This window comes from Mumia sp., assembly GCF_028803055.1.
Classification (GTDB): Bacteria; Actinomycetota; Actinomycetes; order Propionibacteriales; family Nocardioidaceae; genus Mumia.
In genome coordinates this window covers 21,939-35,024 of record NZ_JARBCJ010000011.1, presented here as the reverse complement: position 1 = coordinate 35,024, position 13,086 = coordinate 21,939, and the positions used below count along the sequence as shown (strand labels likewise).

At 70.9% G+C, this 13,086-nt stretch carries 13 protein-coding genes and 1 pseudogene; 8 read left to right on the top strand and 6 right to left on the bottom strand.

Features of this window, described 5'->3' with window-relative positions; all coding sequences use genetic code 11:
- The 3 genes and pseudogenes from PV363_RS02400 to PV363_RS02390 form a co-directional block, all read right to left on the bottom strand.
- Nucleotides 1-495, bottom strand: a pseudogene (locus tag PV363_RS02400) (polyphosphate kinase 2); the annotation flags it as partial.
- Nucleotides 496-517: 22 nt separating this feature from the next.
- Nucleotides 518-1,195, bottom strand: a complete 678-nt coding sequence (locus PV363_RS02395) for a GAF and ANTAR domain-containing protein (protein ID WP_301021604.1) — start codon at nt 1,193-1,195, stop codon at nt 518-520.
- Nucleotides 1,196-1,256: 61 nt separating this feature from the next.
- Entirely contained in the window at nt 1,257-2,459 is a 1,203-nt protein-coding gene (locus PV363_RS02390) for an exonuclease domain-containing protein (protein WP_301021603.1), read from the bottom strand.
- A gap of 114 nt (nt 2,460-2,573) precedes the next feature.
- On the opposite strand from PV363_RS02390, the gene PV363_RS02385 reads away from it, so the two are divergent.
- The 7 genes from PV363_RS02385 to PV363_RS02355 all read left to right on the top strand — a co-directional run bounded on the left by PV363_RS02385 (nt 2,574) and on the right by PV363_RS02355 (nt 10,275).
- Nucleotides 2,574-4,376 carry an acyl-CoA dehydrogenase gene (locus tag PV363_RS02385; protein WP_220366247.1) on the top strand — a complete coding sequence of 601 codons (1,803 nt, stop codon included), beginning with the start codon at nt 2,574-2,576 and terminating at the stop codon, nt 4,374-4,376.
- Nucleotides 4,377-4,420: 44 nt separating this feature from the next.
- Nucleotides 4,421-5,059 (top strand): P1 family peptidase, encoded by a 639-nt coding sequence (locus tag PV363_RS02380; protein WP_301021602.1) that lies wholly within the window; start codon nt 4,421-4,423, stop codon nt 5,057-5,059.
- Between the two features lie 923 nt (nt 5,060-5,982).
- Nucleotides 5,983-6,948 carry an ABC transporter ATP-binding protein gene (locus PV363_RS02375; protein WP_301021601.1) on the top strand — a complete coding sequence of 322 codons (966 nt, stop codon included), beginning with the start codon at nt 5,983-5,985 and terminating at the stop codon, nt 6,946-6,948.
- Nucleotides 6,945-7,754, top strand: a complete 810-nt coding sequence (locus PV363_RS02370; protein ID WP_220343437.1) for an ABC transporter permease — start codon at nt 6,945-6,947, stop codon at nt 7,752-7,754. Before PV363_RS02375 ends, PV363_RS02370 begins: the two co-directional genes overlap by 4 nt.
- A gap of 17 nt (nt 7,755-7,771) precedes the next feature.
- On the top strand, nt 7,772-8,851 hold the full coding sequence (locus PV363_RS02365; RefSeq protein ID WP_301021600.1) for a histidine kinase: 1,080 nt from the start codon (nt 7,772-7,774) through the stop codon (nt 8,849-8,851).
- A complete protein-coding gene (locus PV363_RS02360) occupies nt 8,848-9,522 on the top strand; it encodes a response regulator transcription factor (RefSeq protein ID WP_301021599.1) in 675 nt (224 codons plus the stop codon). Before PV363_RS02365 ends, PV363_RS02360 begins: the two co-directional genes overlap by 4 nt.
- Nucleotides 9,523-9,852: 330 nt before the next feature.
- On the top strand, nt 9,853-10,275 hold the full coding sequence (locus tag PV363_RS02355) for a P1 family peptidase (RefSeq protein ID WP_366525439.1): 423 nt from the start codon (nt 9,853-9,855) through the stop codon (nt 10,273-10,275).
- Between the two features lie 6 nt (nt 10,276-10,281).
- Here PV363_RS02355 and PV363_RS02350 read toward each other — a convergent pair whose 3' ends face one another.
- From PV363_RS02350 to PV363_RS02340, 3 genes are read right to left on the bottom strand one after another with little or no spacing between them, the layout of a single operon-like run.
- Nucleotides 10,282-11,145: an SDR family oxidoreductase gene (locus tag PV363_RS02350; protein ID WP_301021598.1), complete on the bottom strand. Its 864-nt coding sequence runs from the start codon at nt 11,143-11,145 to the stop codon at nt 10,282-10,284.
- Nucleotides 11,146-11,186: 41 nt separating this feature from the next.
- On the bottom strand, nt 11,187-11,528 hold the full coding sequence (locus tag PV363_RS02345) for a hypothetical protein (RefSeq protein WP_220343440.1): 342 nt from the start codon (nt 11,526-11,528) through the stop codon (nt 11,187-11,189).
- On the bottom strand, nt 11,525-11,995 hold the full coding sequence (locus PV363_RS02340) for a MarR family transcriptional regulator (RefSeq protein ID WP_220343441.1): 471 nt from the start codon (nt 11,993-11,995) through the stop codon (nt 11,525-11,527). Before PV363_RS02340 ends, PV363_RS02345 begins: the two co-directional genes overlap by 4 nt.
- Before the next feature lie 146 nt (nt 11,996-12,141).
- On the opposite strand from PV363_RS02340, the gene PV363_RS02335 reads away from it, so the two are divergent.
- Nucleotides 12,142-13,074, top strand: coding sequence for a hypothetical protein (locus tag PV363_RS02335; protein ID WP_220343442.1), 933 nt, complete (start codon nt 12,142-12,144; stop codon nt 13,072-13,074).
- Nucleotides 13,075-13,086 lie beyond the last annotated feature (12 nt).

Sequence of the window (13,086 nt, the reverse complement as noted above, 5' to 3'; positions counted from 1 at the left end):
GTACTCGACGTCGGTGCAGAAGCCCATGACCTTCTCGACCCCCGCCCGGTTGTACCAGGAGCGGTCGAACATGACGATCTCGCCGGAGGTCGGCAACCGCTCGACGTAGCGCTGGAAGTACCACTGGCCGCGCTCGGTCTCCGTCGGTCGGGTGAGGGCGACCACACGTGCACTGCGGGGGTTGAGGTGCTCGGTGAAGCGCTTGATGGTGCCGCCCTTGCCGGCGGCGTCACGGCCCTCGAAGAGGATGACGTGCTTGGTGCCGCTGTCCTGGGCCCAGTATTGGAACTTGAGGAGCTCGACCTGCAGGCGGTACTTCTCCGCCTCGTAGTGGTCGCGGTCCATCCGTGTCGTGTATGGGTAGTCCTCGCGCCAGGTCTCGATCGGGTGGCCGCCGGGATCGATGAGATCCGGGTCCGAGCCATGGCCGTCGTGCCTGACCGTGTAGCCCGCGACGACCAGGTCCTCGAGGTACTCGCGGAAGTTCTGGATCATGATGCCCCCGTCCGGTGTGCGACTAGCTGCTCGGCAGCTCTCGTCGCGCGACGATCTGCTCGGCGATCTCGCGCAGACGCGTGTTGGAATCCTGGGAGTAGCGCTTGAGGATCGCGAACGCCGTCACCGGGTCGACACCGAACCGCTCCATGATGATGCCCTCCGCCTGGCCGATGACGGTGCGCGTGTCGAGCGCGGCGCTCAGCGACTCGATCGTGCGGGCGGCGGCGAGCGCCGCGGACGCGTGGGCCGAGAACGACAGCAGCAGTGCGGCGTCGGTGTCCTTGAACTGGTTGGTGCGAGAACCGTACAGGTTGAGAGCGCCGATCCTCCTGCCGTCGGCCTGGAGGTCGGCCGCCACGATGCTCTGGATGCCGACGCTGCATGCCCGCGGACCCCACTGCGGCCAGCGCGGGTCGGAGTCGAGATCGTTGGCGATGACGACGTGCTGCTCGGTGACCGCATCGACGCACGGACCCTGGCCGAGCGCGTACTGCAGCGAGTCCAGCTCGGTCACGATCTCGTGCGTCGGCCCGACGGTCTCGAGCTCGCCGCGCGAACGGATGAGCGTGACCCCCGCCTGGTCGGCGTCGAAGAGGAGTCGTGCGGACTGCGTCACCTTCTCGATCGACGGCTCCAGGCCCCGGATGCTGCTGAGCTCGCGCACGACCGTGCTCACGATCTCATTGTGCTCTGCCATCGGACGTCCTCCTCGAAGCCGATGGTGCAGCCTAACCCCCGGTGTCCGGGTGCGCCGAGGGTCAGCGGTCGAGGTGGCGTGCGAACTCCTCCACGGTGATCACCGGGATGCCGTATCCGCGTGCCTTCTTGGCCTTGACCGACATCGTGCACGAGTCGGCGGCCACCACCACGTCGACCTCGGTCGTGACGCCGTCGAGGACCTGCAACCCGGCCGCCGTGGCGCGCCGGGCCCAGGCGTCGTGCGGCTCGGACATCTCACCGGTGAAGACCACCCGGGCGCTGCGCGGGAGCGCGAACGGGGCGACGATCATCGGCACGGCCGCGCCGGCCAGGGCAGCGTCGAGGTCGGACCCGTCGAGGCCGAGAGCGTCGGCGACGCGCTCGAGCTCTCGTCGTTCAGCGTCGGTGCAGATCCGGTCGCGGGTGGCGAGCCGGGCGAGAGCACGGAGGTAGTCGCGGTGCATGCGAGTGACATCCGAGGCTCCCAGACCGAGCGAGCGAGAGACCGCCGCCAGCATGGCCGGGGCGTCGGCCGCCAGCTCGTGGTCCGTCAGCGCTCGGTCGAGCACCGCGAGGTACGGGTCGGCGAGGTCCGACGCCGAGTCTCGCGGGAGGTCGCCGACGAGGCCGGCCATGAAGCCGGTCGGGCGCGCGGCCGAGGCGTCGTCGGGACGCGGCACCGCGCGGAACCGCCGCGGTGCGATCTCGGGCCACGCGACGTCGCGCGCCCGGTCGACGACGTCGTGCCAGGGAGGTGGTGTCCCGACGCGACGGAGGTAGTGGGCGAGCAGCGCGGCGGTCGCGCGGGTGTCGGCCGCGGCGGCGTGCCATCCGTCGAGAGGGACCCCCGCCGCAGCGCAGCAGTCTCCGAGCGAGCGTCCCGTGCCCGGGAGAAGGTCGGCACTCAGGGTCATCGTGCACAGTCCGGCGTCGTGAGCCACGGGAAAGACGAGCCCCATCCGGTCGAACTCCGCCACGAGGAACGTCAGGTCGAACGGGAGGTTGTGGGCGACGAGCGTGCGGCCGCGGAGGAGCGACACCAGGTGCGCGGCGACCTCGGAGAACCGCGGTGCGCGCACGGCGTCGACGGCACGGATGCCGTGGATGCGCTGGGGTCCGAGGTCTCGCTCGGGGTTGACCAGACTGGACCACTCGTGCTCGACCCGGCCGTCGGCATCGACGAGGACGACGGCGACCTCGGCCACGCGGTGGTGGAACGCCGGACTGAGCCCGGTCGTCTCGGTGTCGATCACGGCGTACATAGCACCTCGCGCTCCTGGGTCGTGATCAGCAACCTAGCCGTCGGCACCGACAGGAGAGCGTCCGCCTGAGACCGGGCTCACACACTGACTAAGCGAGCGCTTAGTATCAGCCGCATGGCCGATTCCCGGATCCTCTCGCGGCGCGACCTCGAGTTCCTCCTGCACGAGTGGCTCGACGTCGAAGAGCTCACGTCTCGAGAGCGGTACGCCGAGCACGACCGCGACACGTTCGACGCGGTTCTCGCGCTGTCGGAGACGATCGCGACGGAGAAGTTCGCCCCGCTCAGCCGCGCTCTCGACATCGAGGAGCCCCGCGTCGGCGCGGACGGCCACGTCGAGATGCTTCCCGGCGTGGCGGAGGCCCTCTCGGCGTACAACGCCGCCGGGTTCCCGGGCCTGGCCTTCGACGCCGAGCACGGTGGTCTCCAGCTGCCCTTCACCCTCCAGCGGGCGTCGGCGATGTGGTTCCAGGCGGCGAGCGTCGGCGTCCACTCGTACCCCTCGCTCGCGGCCGGCAACGCGCACCTGATCCTGACCTACGGCACGCCCGAGCAGATCGAGACGTACGCGAAGCCGGTGATCGAGGGCCGCTGGTACGGGACGATGTGCCTGTCGGAGCCGCAGGCCGGCTCCTCTCTCACCGACATCACCACCCGTGCGGTGCCGCAGGACGACGGTTCCTACCGGGTCACCGGGACCAAGATGTGGATCTCGGGTGGTGACCACGAGCTCGGCGAGAACATCGTGCACCTGGTCCTCGCCAAGACACCCGGGGCGCCGCCCGGCGTCCGCGGTATCTCCCTCTTCATCGTCCCGAAGCACCTTCCGGACGCGGCGGGCGAGGCTGGCGAGCGCAACGACGTCGCGCTGGTCGGCCTCAACCACAAGATGGGCTTCCGCGGCACGACCAACACGCTGCTGAACTTCGGCGAGGGCTTCGCCGAGCCAGGCGGGCAGGCGGGGGCGATCGGCTTCCTCGTGGGCGAGGAGCACCGCGGCCTCGCCGCCATGTTCCACATGATGAACGCGGCCCGGATCGGTGTCGGCGCCGGTGCGGTCGCGCTCGGCTACACGGGCTACCTCCATGCGCTCGACTACGCGAAGACGCGGACCCAGGGGCGCCCGGTCGGCGCCAAGGACGCGCTCGCGCCGCCGGTGCCGATCATCGAGCACGCCGACGTCCGCCGCATGCTCCTTGCGTCGAAGGCGTACGTCGAGGGCGGGCTCGCCCTCGTCCTCTACTGCGCCCGGCTCGTCGACGAGGAGGCGACCGGGCCCGACGCCGAGGCGCGGGCACGCGCGCACACGCTGCTGGAGGTTCTGACTCCCATCGCCAAGTCCTGGCCGTCGCAGTGGTGCCTCGCGGCCAACGATCTCGCGATCCAGGTGCACGGGGGCTACGGATACACCCGCGACTACCCGGTGGAGCAGCTCTATCGCGACAACCGGCTCAACCCGATCCACGAGGGGACCCACGGCATCCAGGCGCTCGACCTGCTCGGCCGCAAGGTCGTCGCCGACGGCGGCGCGGGCCTCGCTCTGCTCGCGGCGACGATCGGCGCGTCGGTTGCCCAGGCCCGCAAGGCGGGAGGAGACGCCGCCTCGTACGCCGACGCCCTGGAGCCGGTGCTCGGGCGGCTGGTCGAGGTGACGCGCACCGCCTGGGCCCAGGGCGACGCTGCGGTGGCGTTGGCGAACGCGTCGGCCTACCTGGAGGCGGCGGGTCACGTCGTCGTGGCCTGGATCTGGCTGGAGCAGCTGCTCGCGGCCGGTGATGGGCAGGACGTGTTCTACGAGGGGAAGCGTGCCGCGGCCCGCTACTTCTTCACCTACGAGCTGCCCACGGTCGGGCCGCGCCTCGACCTCGTCGCCTCGGGCGACCGTACGACGCTCGACCTCGACGTCGCGTCGCTCTGACGCGGCCGCGTCGATTCGTGCTCTGACGCGGTAGCGTCCACATCGTGCGCGTCGACGAGCTGCCGCTCACCCTCGGCCCCCATCCACGGGGCCGGTACGGAGCGATCACCGACGTCGAGGGCGTGCGCGTCGGGCACGCGACGATCGCCCGCGGGGACCTGCGGACGGGGGTGACCGCGATCGTGCCGGACGCGCTCGGGCCGTCGCGTCGCCGGCTGCCCGCCGGGCTGTCGGTGGGCAACGGGTTCGGCAAGCTCGTCGGGGCGACCCAGCTGGTCGAGCTCGGGGCGCTCGAGACGCCGGTGCTGCTCACCAGCACGCTCTCGGTGTTCCGGGTGGCCGACGCGCTGGTCGCCCACGTCCTGGCGCGTCCCGGCTACGAGGACGTCGCCACGCTCAACCCTGTCGTCGGCGAGACGAACGACGGCCACCTCTCCGATGTCCGCGCCCGCGCGGTCGGCGCCGAGCACGTCGAGGAGGCCCTCGCGTCGGCGAGTGGTGGGCGCGTCGTCGAGGGGTGCGTCGGAGCCGGGACGGGCACGACGGCGCTCGGCTACAAGGGAGGGATCGGCACCTCGTCTCGCCTGGTCGAGCTCGCGGGACGCACCGTCACGGTCGGCGCGCTCGTGCAGTCCAACATGGACGGCACGCCGGGTGCTCTGGGGTACTTCCAGGTGCGTTGACCTACACGTTAGCGCAGGTCAGGTGGGCCGTCGGCGTCCTCAGCGGGCGTTCAGAGGCATAGGGGCGCATTCGAATTTGTAGCGTATAGCCGCATGGATAGTCGCATGGCGCTCAAGGCCCGACGTCATGCATCCTCCCGCTGGTCGGCTGAGTGGAGGCGCCCGTCCTGCCAGCCGGTCACACGACATCCCTGACTGATGCGTTGAGCGCTGAACCGTCGCATCGATAGTCGCATCGTGACCCCGCGTCGGGTGATCCAGTGCGGGTCTAGCGTCGCTTGCCGAGCCCGGGCGAGCCGCCCTGCTCGATACGCCGGACGCCCCCGAAGAGGTTGCGGGCCGAGCTGACGCCGGTCAAGTCCCGCGTAGTGACCGAACCCGAGATCGGAGCTGATGACCTGCCCGCGCTGACTGCCTGACACCTCATCGAGGAGAACGCTGCCGACGCTGTCGTTGGCGCGGAATGGAGACGGCCCAACCCGGGCCGCGCCGCACAGCGCAACGGCTACCGCCATCGCGCCTTAGACACCCGTGTCGGCACCCACCTTGTGGCTGCGTTAGCTGCCCGACCATCTTGGTCTACAGGAGGCGGACGACGGTTTCGCCGTACGCCGCCACAGCTGCGCCCGCGAGGCCGTGGCCGGCGGGACCTGTTCGGCCAGGGCGAGGATCTGCGCGACCACACCCAGGTGCTCCAGCGGATCGCCCTGGGGCGCACCTACCTGACTGCGCCGAAGGTCACCACGGTCATGGCGTGGCCGTCGCGTGGCCGTCGCAGGGCCGGTCCAGGGACCTGGTCGGGTTCGTCTGCACTGCTTACAGTCTCCAGGGACCTCTGCCCGGGGGCAGAGGTCGGGTTCTGCCTCCGGGCCGATGTGCCGAGGGTCCCCGCGACATGGAATGGGGGCATGCAACCAACACCCATGCGCCACGCCACCGAGCACATCTCTGGGCCGGTCGTCACCGTGCGCGGACTGACCAAGTCGTACGGCGGACGAGTCGTCGTCGACAATCTCGACCTGCACGTGGGGGCTGGTGAGATCGTCGGTCTCATCGGCGCCAACGGTGCCGGCAAGACCACCACCGTCGAGTGCCTGCAGGGCCTGCGGACGCCCGACTCCTGGGTGATCCGGGTCCTCGGCCTGGACCCGGTCAAGCAGGCCGATCGCCTGCGCCTGCAGGTGGGCAGCCAGCTGCAGAGCTCTGGGTTGCCCGACCGGCTGCGGGTCACCGAGGCGGTGGACCTGTTCGCCGGCCCGCACGCCCAGGACCGGGACCGGCTGCTCGAGCAGTTCGGCCTCGGGCGGCTGCGTCGCTCCCCGTTCGCGGGGCTGAGCGGGGGAGAGCGGCAGCGGTTGTTCCTCGTGCTCGCGCTGCTCAACCGGCCGCGCCTGGTCATCCTCGACGAGCTCACCCAGGGCCTGGACCCCGCCGCACGGCGTGAGGTGTGGTCCGCCGTTGCGCAGCTGCGTGACGAGGGCACCGCCGTCATGCTCGTGACGCACGAGCTCGACGAGGCGGAGGCACTGTGCGAGCGTGTCGTCGCCATGCGACAGGGGCGGGTGCTCGACCAGGGCACGCCCGCCGAGCTGGTCGCCCGCCACGCCCCTGGAGTCACGGTCCGCTTCGGGCTTCCGGGTGCCGGGGGTTCGGCGATCCGCGGCGAGCTCGATCGACTTCCCGGCGTACACCGGGTGAGCCAGGAGCGCGACCAGGTCGCGATCGAGGGCGCGCGCGAGGCCATCGCCCACGTGGGGGCCTGGCTCGTCGCGAGCGGACACCCCGTGCCGGTCGATCTCCGGGTCGACATCCCCGATCTCGAGTCGGCGCTGCTGACCCTGCTCGACCAGTCCACCGATCTCCCCGAGACCAGGAAGGTCGCATCATGAGCACGTTCGTCCCCATCCAGCCGGACACTGCCGGCGCCGATCCGCGCTCCACCGCCGGGCCCGCGCCCAAGCACCGCTCGGCCACCCGCCGACTCGTCACCACCGAGCTCCGGCTGCTCAGCCGCGAGCCGTTCGCCCTGACCTTCGTGCTGGTGTTCCCGATCGTCTCCATGCTGATCATCGGCGGCTCGTTCGGGACCCAGCCCGACGACGCCTTCCCGGTGAACCCGTCGCACTGGTACGTCGCTTCCTACTTCACCGTGGTGATCGGGGCGACTGGACTGATCATGCTGCCGGTGCACATCGCCACCTACCGGGAGCGAGGAGTGCTGCGCCGGTTCGCGGCGTCGGGGTTCCCACGGTGGTCGTTCGCGTTGGCCCAGCTCATGGTCGGCCTCACCGCGATCGCGATCTCGGGTGCGCTCCTGCTGGCCGTCGCCGCACCGGTCTACGGCATCCCGAGCGTCGAGGACCCGGTGCGGGTCGTGGCCGGCGTGGTCGTTGCCTCCGTGGCGTTCGCCAGCATCGGGGTGCTGCTCGGGACGATGCTGCCCTCGGCGCGGGCGGCACAGGCCGTCGGGCTGCTGCTGTTCTTCCCCTCCTTCCTGCTCGGTGTCGGCGGCCCACCGCCGGCGGTGATGTCGGATGCGCTGCGGGAGATCTCCGAGCGGCTGCCGCTGTCGCTGGCCAACCAGGCGATCCGGGAACCGTGGCTCGGGATCGGCGACGCCACGGTCGCCCTGGTGGCCGTCACCGTGATCGCGGTCGGCGCCATGGCCCTGGCGGCACGGCGCAGCGCCCTGTGACGTCTAGGGTCGCTCCTATGACGGAGTGGGGAACGCGAGCCGCGGCACCTGCCGCGCTCGCGTTCTTCGCGCTCCTGGGAGTGCTGATGACGCGCCAGTCGACCCCGGTGGCGCTGTGGTCGGCCGCGGGCATCGTCGCTGCGGCGCTGGCGCTGGCGAAGTGGGCGCCGTCGGGCTGGCGGCTCGCGGCGGGGTTGGTCATCCCGATCGCGGGGCTGGTGGTGCTCGGTCACGAGCAGTCCTCCAACCTGTCCTGGATGGGGCTGTGCGTCATCGCCGCCTGGGCCGCGCTGTCGTCTGCGTTGCCGGTGGCCCTGACCACGCTCGTCGTACTCCTCGCAGGACCCGTCGGGGAGTGGGCGATCCACCCCTCGGAACCCGGATGGGGTGCCTGGATCATCGGTACGGCGTTCACGACCATCGCCTGCGTGTTCGCCCGGCGACTGCGACTGACCGTGGTCGAGCTCAACCGCACCCGGGCCGAGCTGGCCGAGCGCAGCAGGGCCGAGGAGCGCAGCCGGATCGCCGATGAGGTGCACGACGTGATCGGCCACGCCCTGACCGTCTCGCTGCTGCACATCGGCAGCGCCCGGCTCGCACTCGACGACGAGCCCGAGGAAGCGCGCGCCTCCCTGGTCGAGGCGGAGAGGTTGGCCCGACAGAGCCTGGAGGAGGTCCGCGCCACCGTCGGCCTGATGCGCACCGACGACCCCGTCCGGATGGCGCCGCTGCCCGACGCCCGTGACATCGCCGACCTCGTGGACTCGTTCCGCCGAGCCGGCGCTGCCGTCGAGCTCAAGGTCGAGGGAGACCTTTCCTCTTTGGGATCCACCCGGGGACTGGCTGCCTACCGGATCGTCCAGGAGGCACTGACCAACGCCGCTCGGCACGCCGCCGGCGAGCCAGTCGCTGTCTGCGTGATCGCCGGCAAGGCAGACGTCACGGTGACGGTGCGCAACGGCGGGACGCCCGACCCCGCGGCCACCCCCGGTTCCGGCCTCGACGGCATGCGCGAGCGCGCCGAAAGCGTCGGTGGCCGACTCACCGCCGGTCCGGTCCCGCTGGGCTGGCTGGTCGAGGCGGTGCTGCCGTCATGACCCAGGAGGTGGTCCGGGTGTTCCTGGTCGATGACCAGGAGCTCGTCCGCACAGGGCTGCGCGGGATCCTGCGCTCCCGGTTCGGGTTCGAGATCGTCGGTGAGCTGGCGAGCGGCGAGGGCATCGTCGACGCGGTGGCGTCCCTGCGCCCCGACGTGGTGGTGATGGACGTGCGGATGCCCCGGGTCGACGGCGTCGCCGCGACCCGGTTGCTGGCCGACGTACCCGATGCGCCACCGGTGCTGGTGCTGACGACGTTCGAGGACGAGGAGGTGCTCGCCGGGGCGCTCCGCGCCGGGGCGGCCGGCTTCCTGCTCAAGTCTGTCCCGGCCGAGGACCTCCAGCGCGCTGTCCGGGCGGTCGCCGCCGGCGACTCGTGGCTGGACCCGGCCGTCACCGGCCGGGTGCTCACGGCCTACCGCGGAGCGCAGGCCCCACCGGTGTCCGGCGCGGCTGTCGAGACGCTCACGCCACGGGAGCGAGAGGTGCTCGCCCTGATCGGCGCCGGCCTCAACAACACCGAGATCGCCGCCAACCTGTTCCTCGGCGAGGGCACGATCAAGACCCACATCGGGCACATCTTCGCCAAGCTCGGCCTGCGCGACCGCGCTGCCGCCGTGGTCTTCGCCTTCGACCACGGGCTGGTCCAGCCGGGGCGCCGCTCCGGGTGAGGTTGGGCTTGGCCGCTGCCTGTGCCGCTTTACGGCGCACGGATGGTTAGCGCAGGTCAGGCTCCCCATCTGATCGGGGCGGCGATCGTGTGGTTGCTCATGCATGTCAGGTGTGAGCGGTCGACCACGTGAAGCGGCTCAACCCCGCCGGATGTCAGCCGTTCACCGGGATGCCCGTCAATGGGGCAGGGGGCGCACCTAGGGTGCATAGTCGCATCGTTAGTCGCATGGAGCTTGTTGGAGGGCATTCTGAACACCGCGTCTTCTCGTGAACCTGCAGGTCAGCACGAGGAAGCTGGTCAGAGGCTGCCCGCGGCCGTCCTCTGGGACATGGACGGCGTGCTCACCATCGCGGGCGTGCGGATGCCGTCCGCGGACCTGGTCGGCGCTCCTCCCGCCCAGACCGTCGGCAACTCCTGCATGATCGTGGTCGCGACCGACGCCCCGCTCGACGCGCGCCAGCTCGGGCGGGTCGCCCGGCGTGCCGTCTTCGCGATGGCCCGGGTCGGCGCGGACTACGCCCAGGGGAGTGGCGACTACGCCCTGGCGTTCTCGGTCGGCACGGGCCAGCCCCCTGCCGACGAGGCCCTCGACCCGATCTTGGGGTCGACGATGGACGCGGTCGAGGAAGCGCTGCTGAACTCGGTCCTCGCGGCGACCACCACGCACGGACGACACGGCCGCACCGTGCTCGGAGTGCCCGGTGGCGTGGTCCGGGAGCGGCTGCGCCGCGCCGGCGTGGTGGTGGCGTGACGCCGCTCAGAACACCGGCTTGCCGCCGGTCACCCCGATGACGGTGCCTGTCACGTAGCTCGCGTCCGACGGCGAGGCGAGGAACACGAAGGCCGGTGCGACCTCGGCGGGCTGGCCGGCGCGCCCCAGCGGCGTGTCCTCGCCGAAGCTCTCGATCTTCTCGGTCGGCTGCGTGGCCGGCTGCAGCGGTGTCCAGATCGGACCCGGGGCGACCGCGTTGACGCGGATGCCCTTCGGCCCGAGCGCCGAGGCGAGGTTGGCGGTGACGTTGTTGATCGCCGCCTTCGTCGCGGCGTAGTCGAGCAGCGCCGGCGACGGGTCGTACGCCTGGATCGAGGTGCAGTTGATGATGCTCGACCCCTCTCGCATCAACGGGACGGCGGCGCGGGTGATCCAGAACAGTGCATAGAGGTTGGTCTTGAAGACACGGTCGAGCTCGTCGTCGGCGATGCCGTCCAGGTCGTCGCCGGACCGGCGCGCCATCTGGAAGCCCGCGTTGTTGACCAGCACGTCGAGGGAGCCGAGCTCGTCGACGACCCGCTGCGGGAGGCTGCGCGCCGTCTCGCTGTCGGTGATGTCTCCGGGGAGGAGCTGCACCCGCCGTCCCTCGCGCTCGATCCAGGACGCGGTGTCCTCGGCGTCCTGCTTCTCCTCAGGCAGGTACGAGATCGCCACGTCGGCGCCCTCGCGGGCGTACGCGATGGCGACGGCACGCCCGATGCCGGAGTCGCCGCCGGTGATGAGGGCGCGCAGGCCCTTCAGCCGACCGGAGCCGCGGTAGGACTCCTCGCCGTGGTCCGGGACCGGGTCCATCGCCGCGGTCGAGCCTGGAGGGTCCTGCTGCTGGGCCGGGAAAGTGTTGTCGCTCATGGGTCTCCCGTACCCGCGAGTGGCGTCGGTATGCCTCAGCCTCAGCGCAGGAGCCAGACGAGTGCCGCGATCGTGGGCAGTGCAGCGACGGCGATCCACACGGGCGACCACAGCGAGCGCTGGAGGATCACCCGTACCCCGGCATACGTGATGGCGGCGATCACCCCGGACATCACGGTGATGGCGATGGCGTCACTGTGGCGGCCCTGGTTGTCGAGGACGAGGCCGAGACCGATGCAGCCGAAGACGCCGTGCACGGTGATCGCGAAGAACCCGATCGCCGCGACGCGGCGCTGGACGACCCGCAGCGCGCGCTGCTCGGCGTCACGCTGCTCGCGTGACTTCCGCGGCGTGGGGGCTGATGGCAGAGGACCTTGGGTCATGCGGGAGTGCTCCTGGAGGGGAAGGGGTCGGACGCGCGGTGCGCCGAGCTGATCAGGCGGTGGAGGAAGGCGTTGGCCTCGGTGAGCTCGCCGGTCGACATGCCGAGACGCTCGAGCATGGTGCCGGGAACGTCGACGGCCCGGGCGCGCAGCGCCCGTCCTCCGGACGTGAGCGAGATCGTCAGGGCGCGCTCGTCGTGCGGCGACCGCTCACGCGCCACCAGGCCCACGGCCTCGAGCCGCTTGACCAGCGGCGACGTGGTGGCCGGCTCGAGGTGGAGGGCGGCGCTGAGCTCTTTGAGCGATTGGCCGTCGCGTTCCCAGAGGGCCAGCATCACGAGGTACTGGGGGTGGCTGAGGCCGAGCGGCTCGAGCACAGGCCGGTAGGCCGCGACGACGGCGCGCGAGGCCACCGCGAGCGCGAAGCACACCTGGTGCTCGAGGGAGAGGGGGTCGTCCGCGTCCATGGTGATCAGTGTACGAACCGTTAGCGCACTCACAAAAATGCAGGCCTCGCTGTTCCCGCTGTCTGATCTGCGTCGATCTTGTCTCATATGGCATGGATCACCCTTATCGGGGTAGAAACGGGTAGAACCATCCGAGGGGAGATCACATGTCGAGCCAGGGAGTCCTGCGCCGTGCGTCCGTACGCATGGCCGGTGGCCTGAAGGATTTGCCGCGCAATGCCGCGTGGATTCTGTCGAAGACCGTCGACCTGGGTGGAGGTGTCCAGGACACCGCGACCAGCGTCGCCAACGGCTCCAAGCACGCGGTGGTGGACCAGACACGCCGCGCGACTGCCGCGGTGGCTGACAAGGTCCCCGGGACGGACTCGGTCGAGTCGAGGCTCGCGCGTGCGCACTCGGCGGTCGAGCGCGCTCGCTCCGAGGAGCAGGACGCCCTCGTCCACGCCCAGGAGGCCAAGCAGCTCGCCGAGCAGGCGAGTGCTGCGGAGAAGGAGGCGCGCGACCGGAGCCGCGCCGCCAAGAAAGAGGCGGACGACCACGTCGGGCAGCGGGTCCGTGAGGCGCGTCGCCGTGCGGACGAGATGGTCGAGTCCGTACGCCGTGAGGCTCAGGACGAGGCACGACAGCGCTACGAGAAGCTCCGTGAGGCGTTGGAGCGCGACGTCGAGCGGATCCGCGCGAAGGCCGACAGTGCCGCTGCCGACGCCCAGGCACGGATCGACGCGGCGCACTCGTCGATGAGTGAGGCCCGCCGCCTCGCCGACGAGGCCACCGAGGCGGCCGAGGAGGCCGCACGGAAAGCACGCGAAGAAGCCGACCGTCTCGTCGCCAAGGCGCAGGAGCAGGCCGGTGCGGCCGACCAGACGCGAGCCCGTGCCTCGGCCGCGCGGGACGCCGTCGTCACGACGACCGCGCGGGCGGTGCGTGCCGAGCAGACCCAGGAGCTGCCGACGAGCCTCCCGCGCCGTACCAAGGCCGAGCTCATCGAGCTCGCCACCTCGCTCGGCGTCGAGGACACGTCTCAGAAGACCAAGACGCAGCTCGTCAACGCCATCCGTCGCGCCTCGCGCAACCACTGAACGGAGAGATCC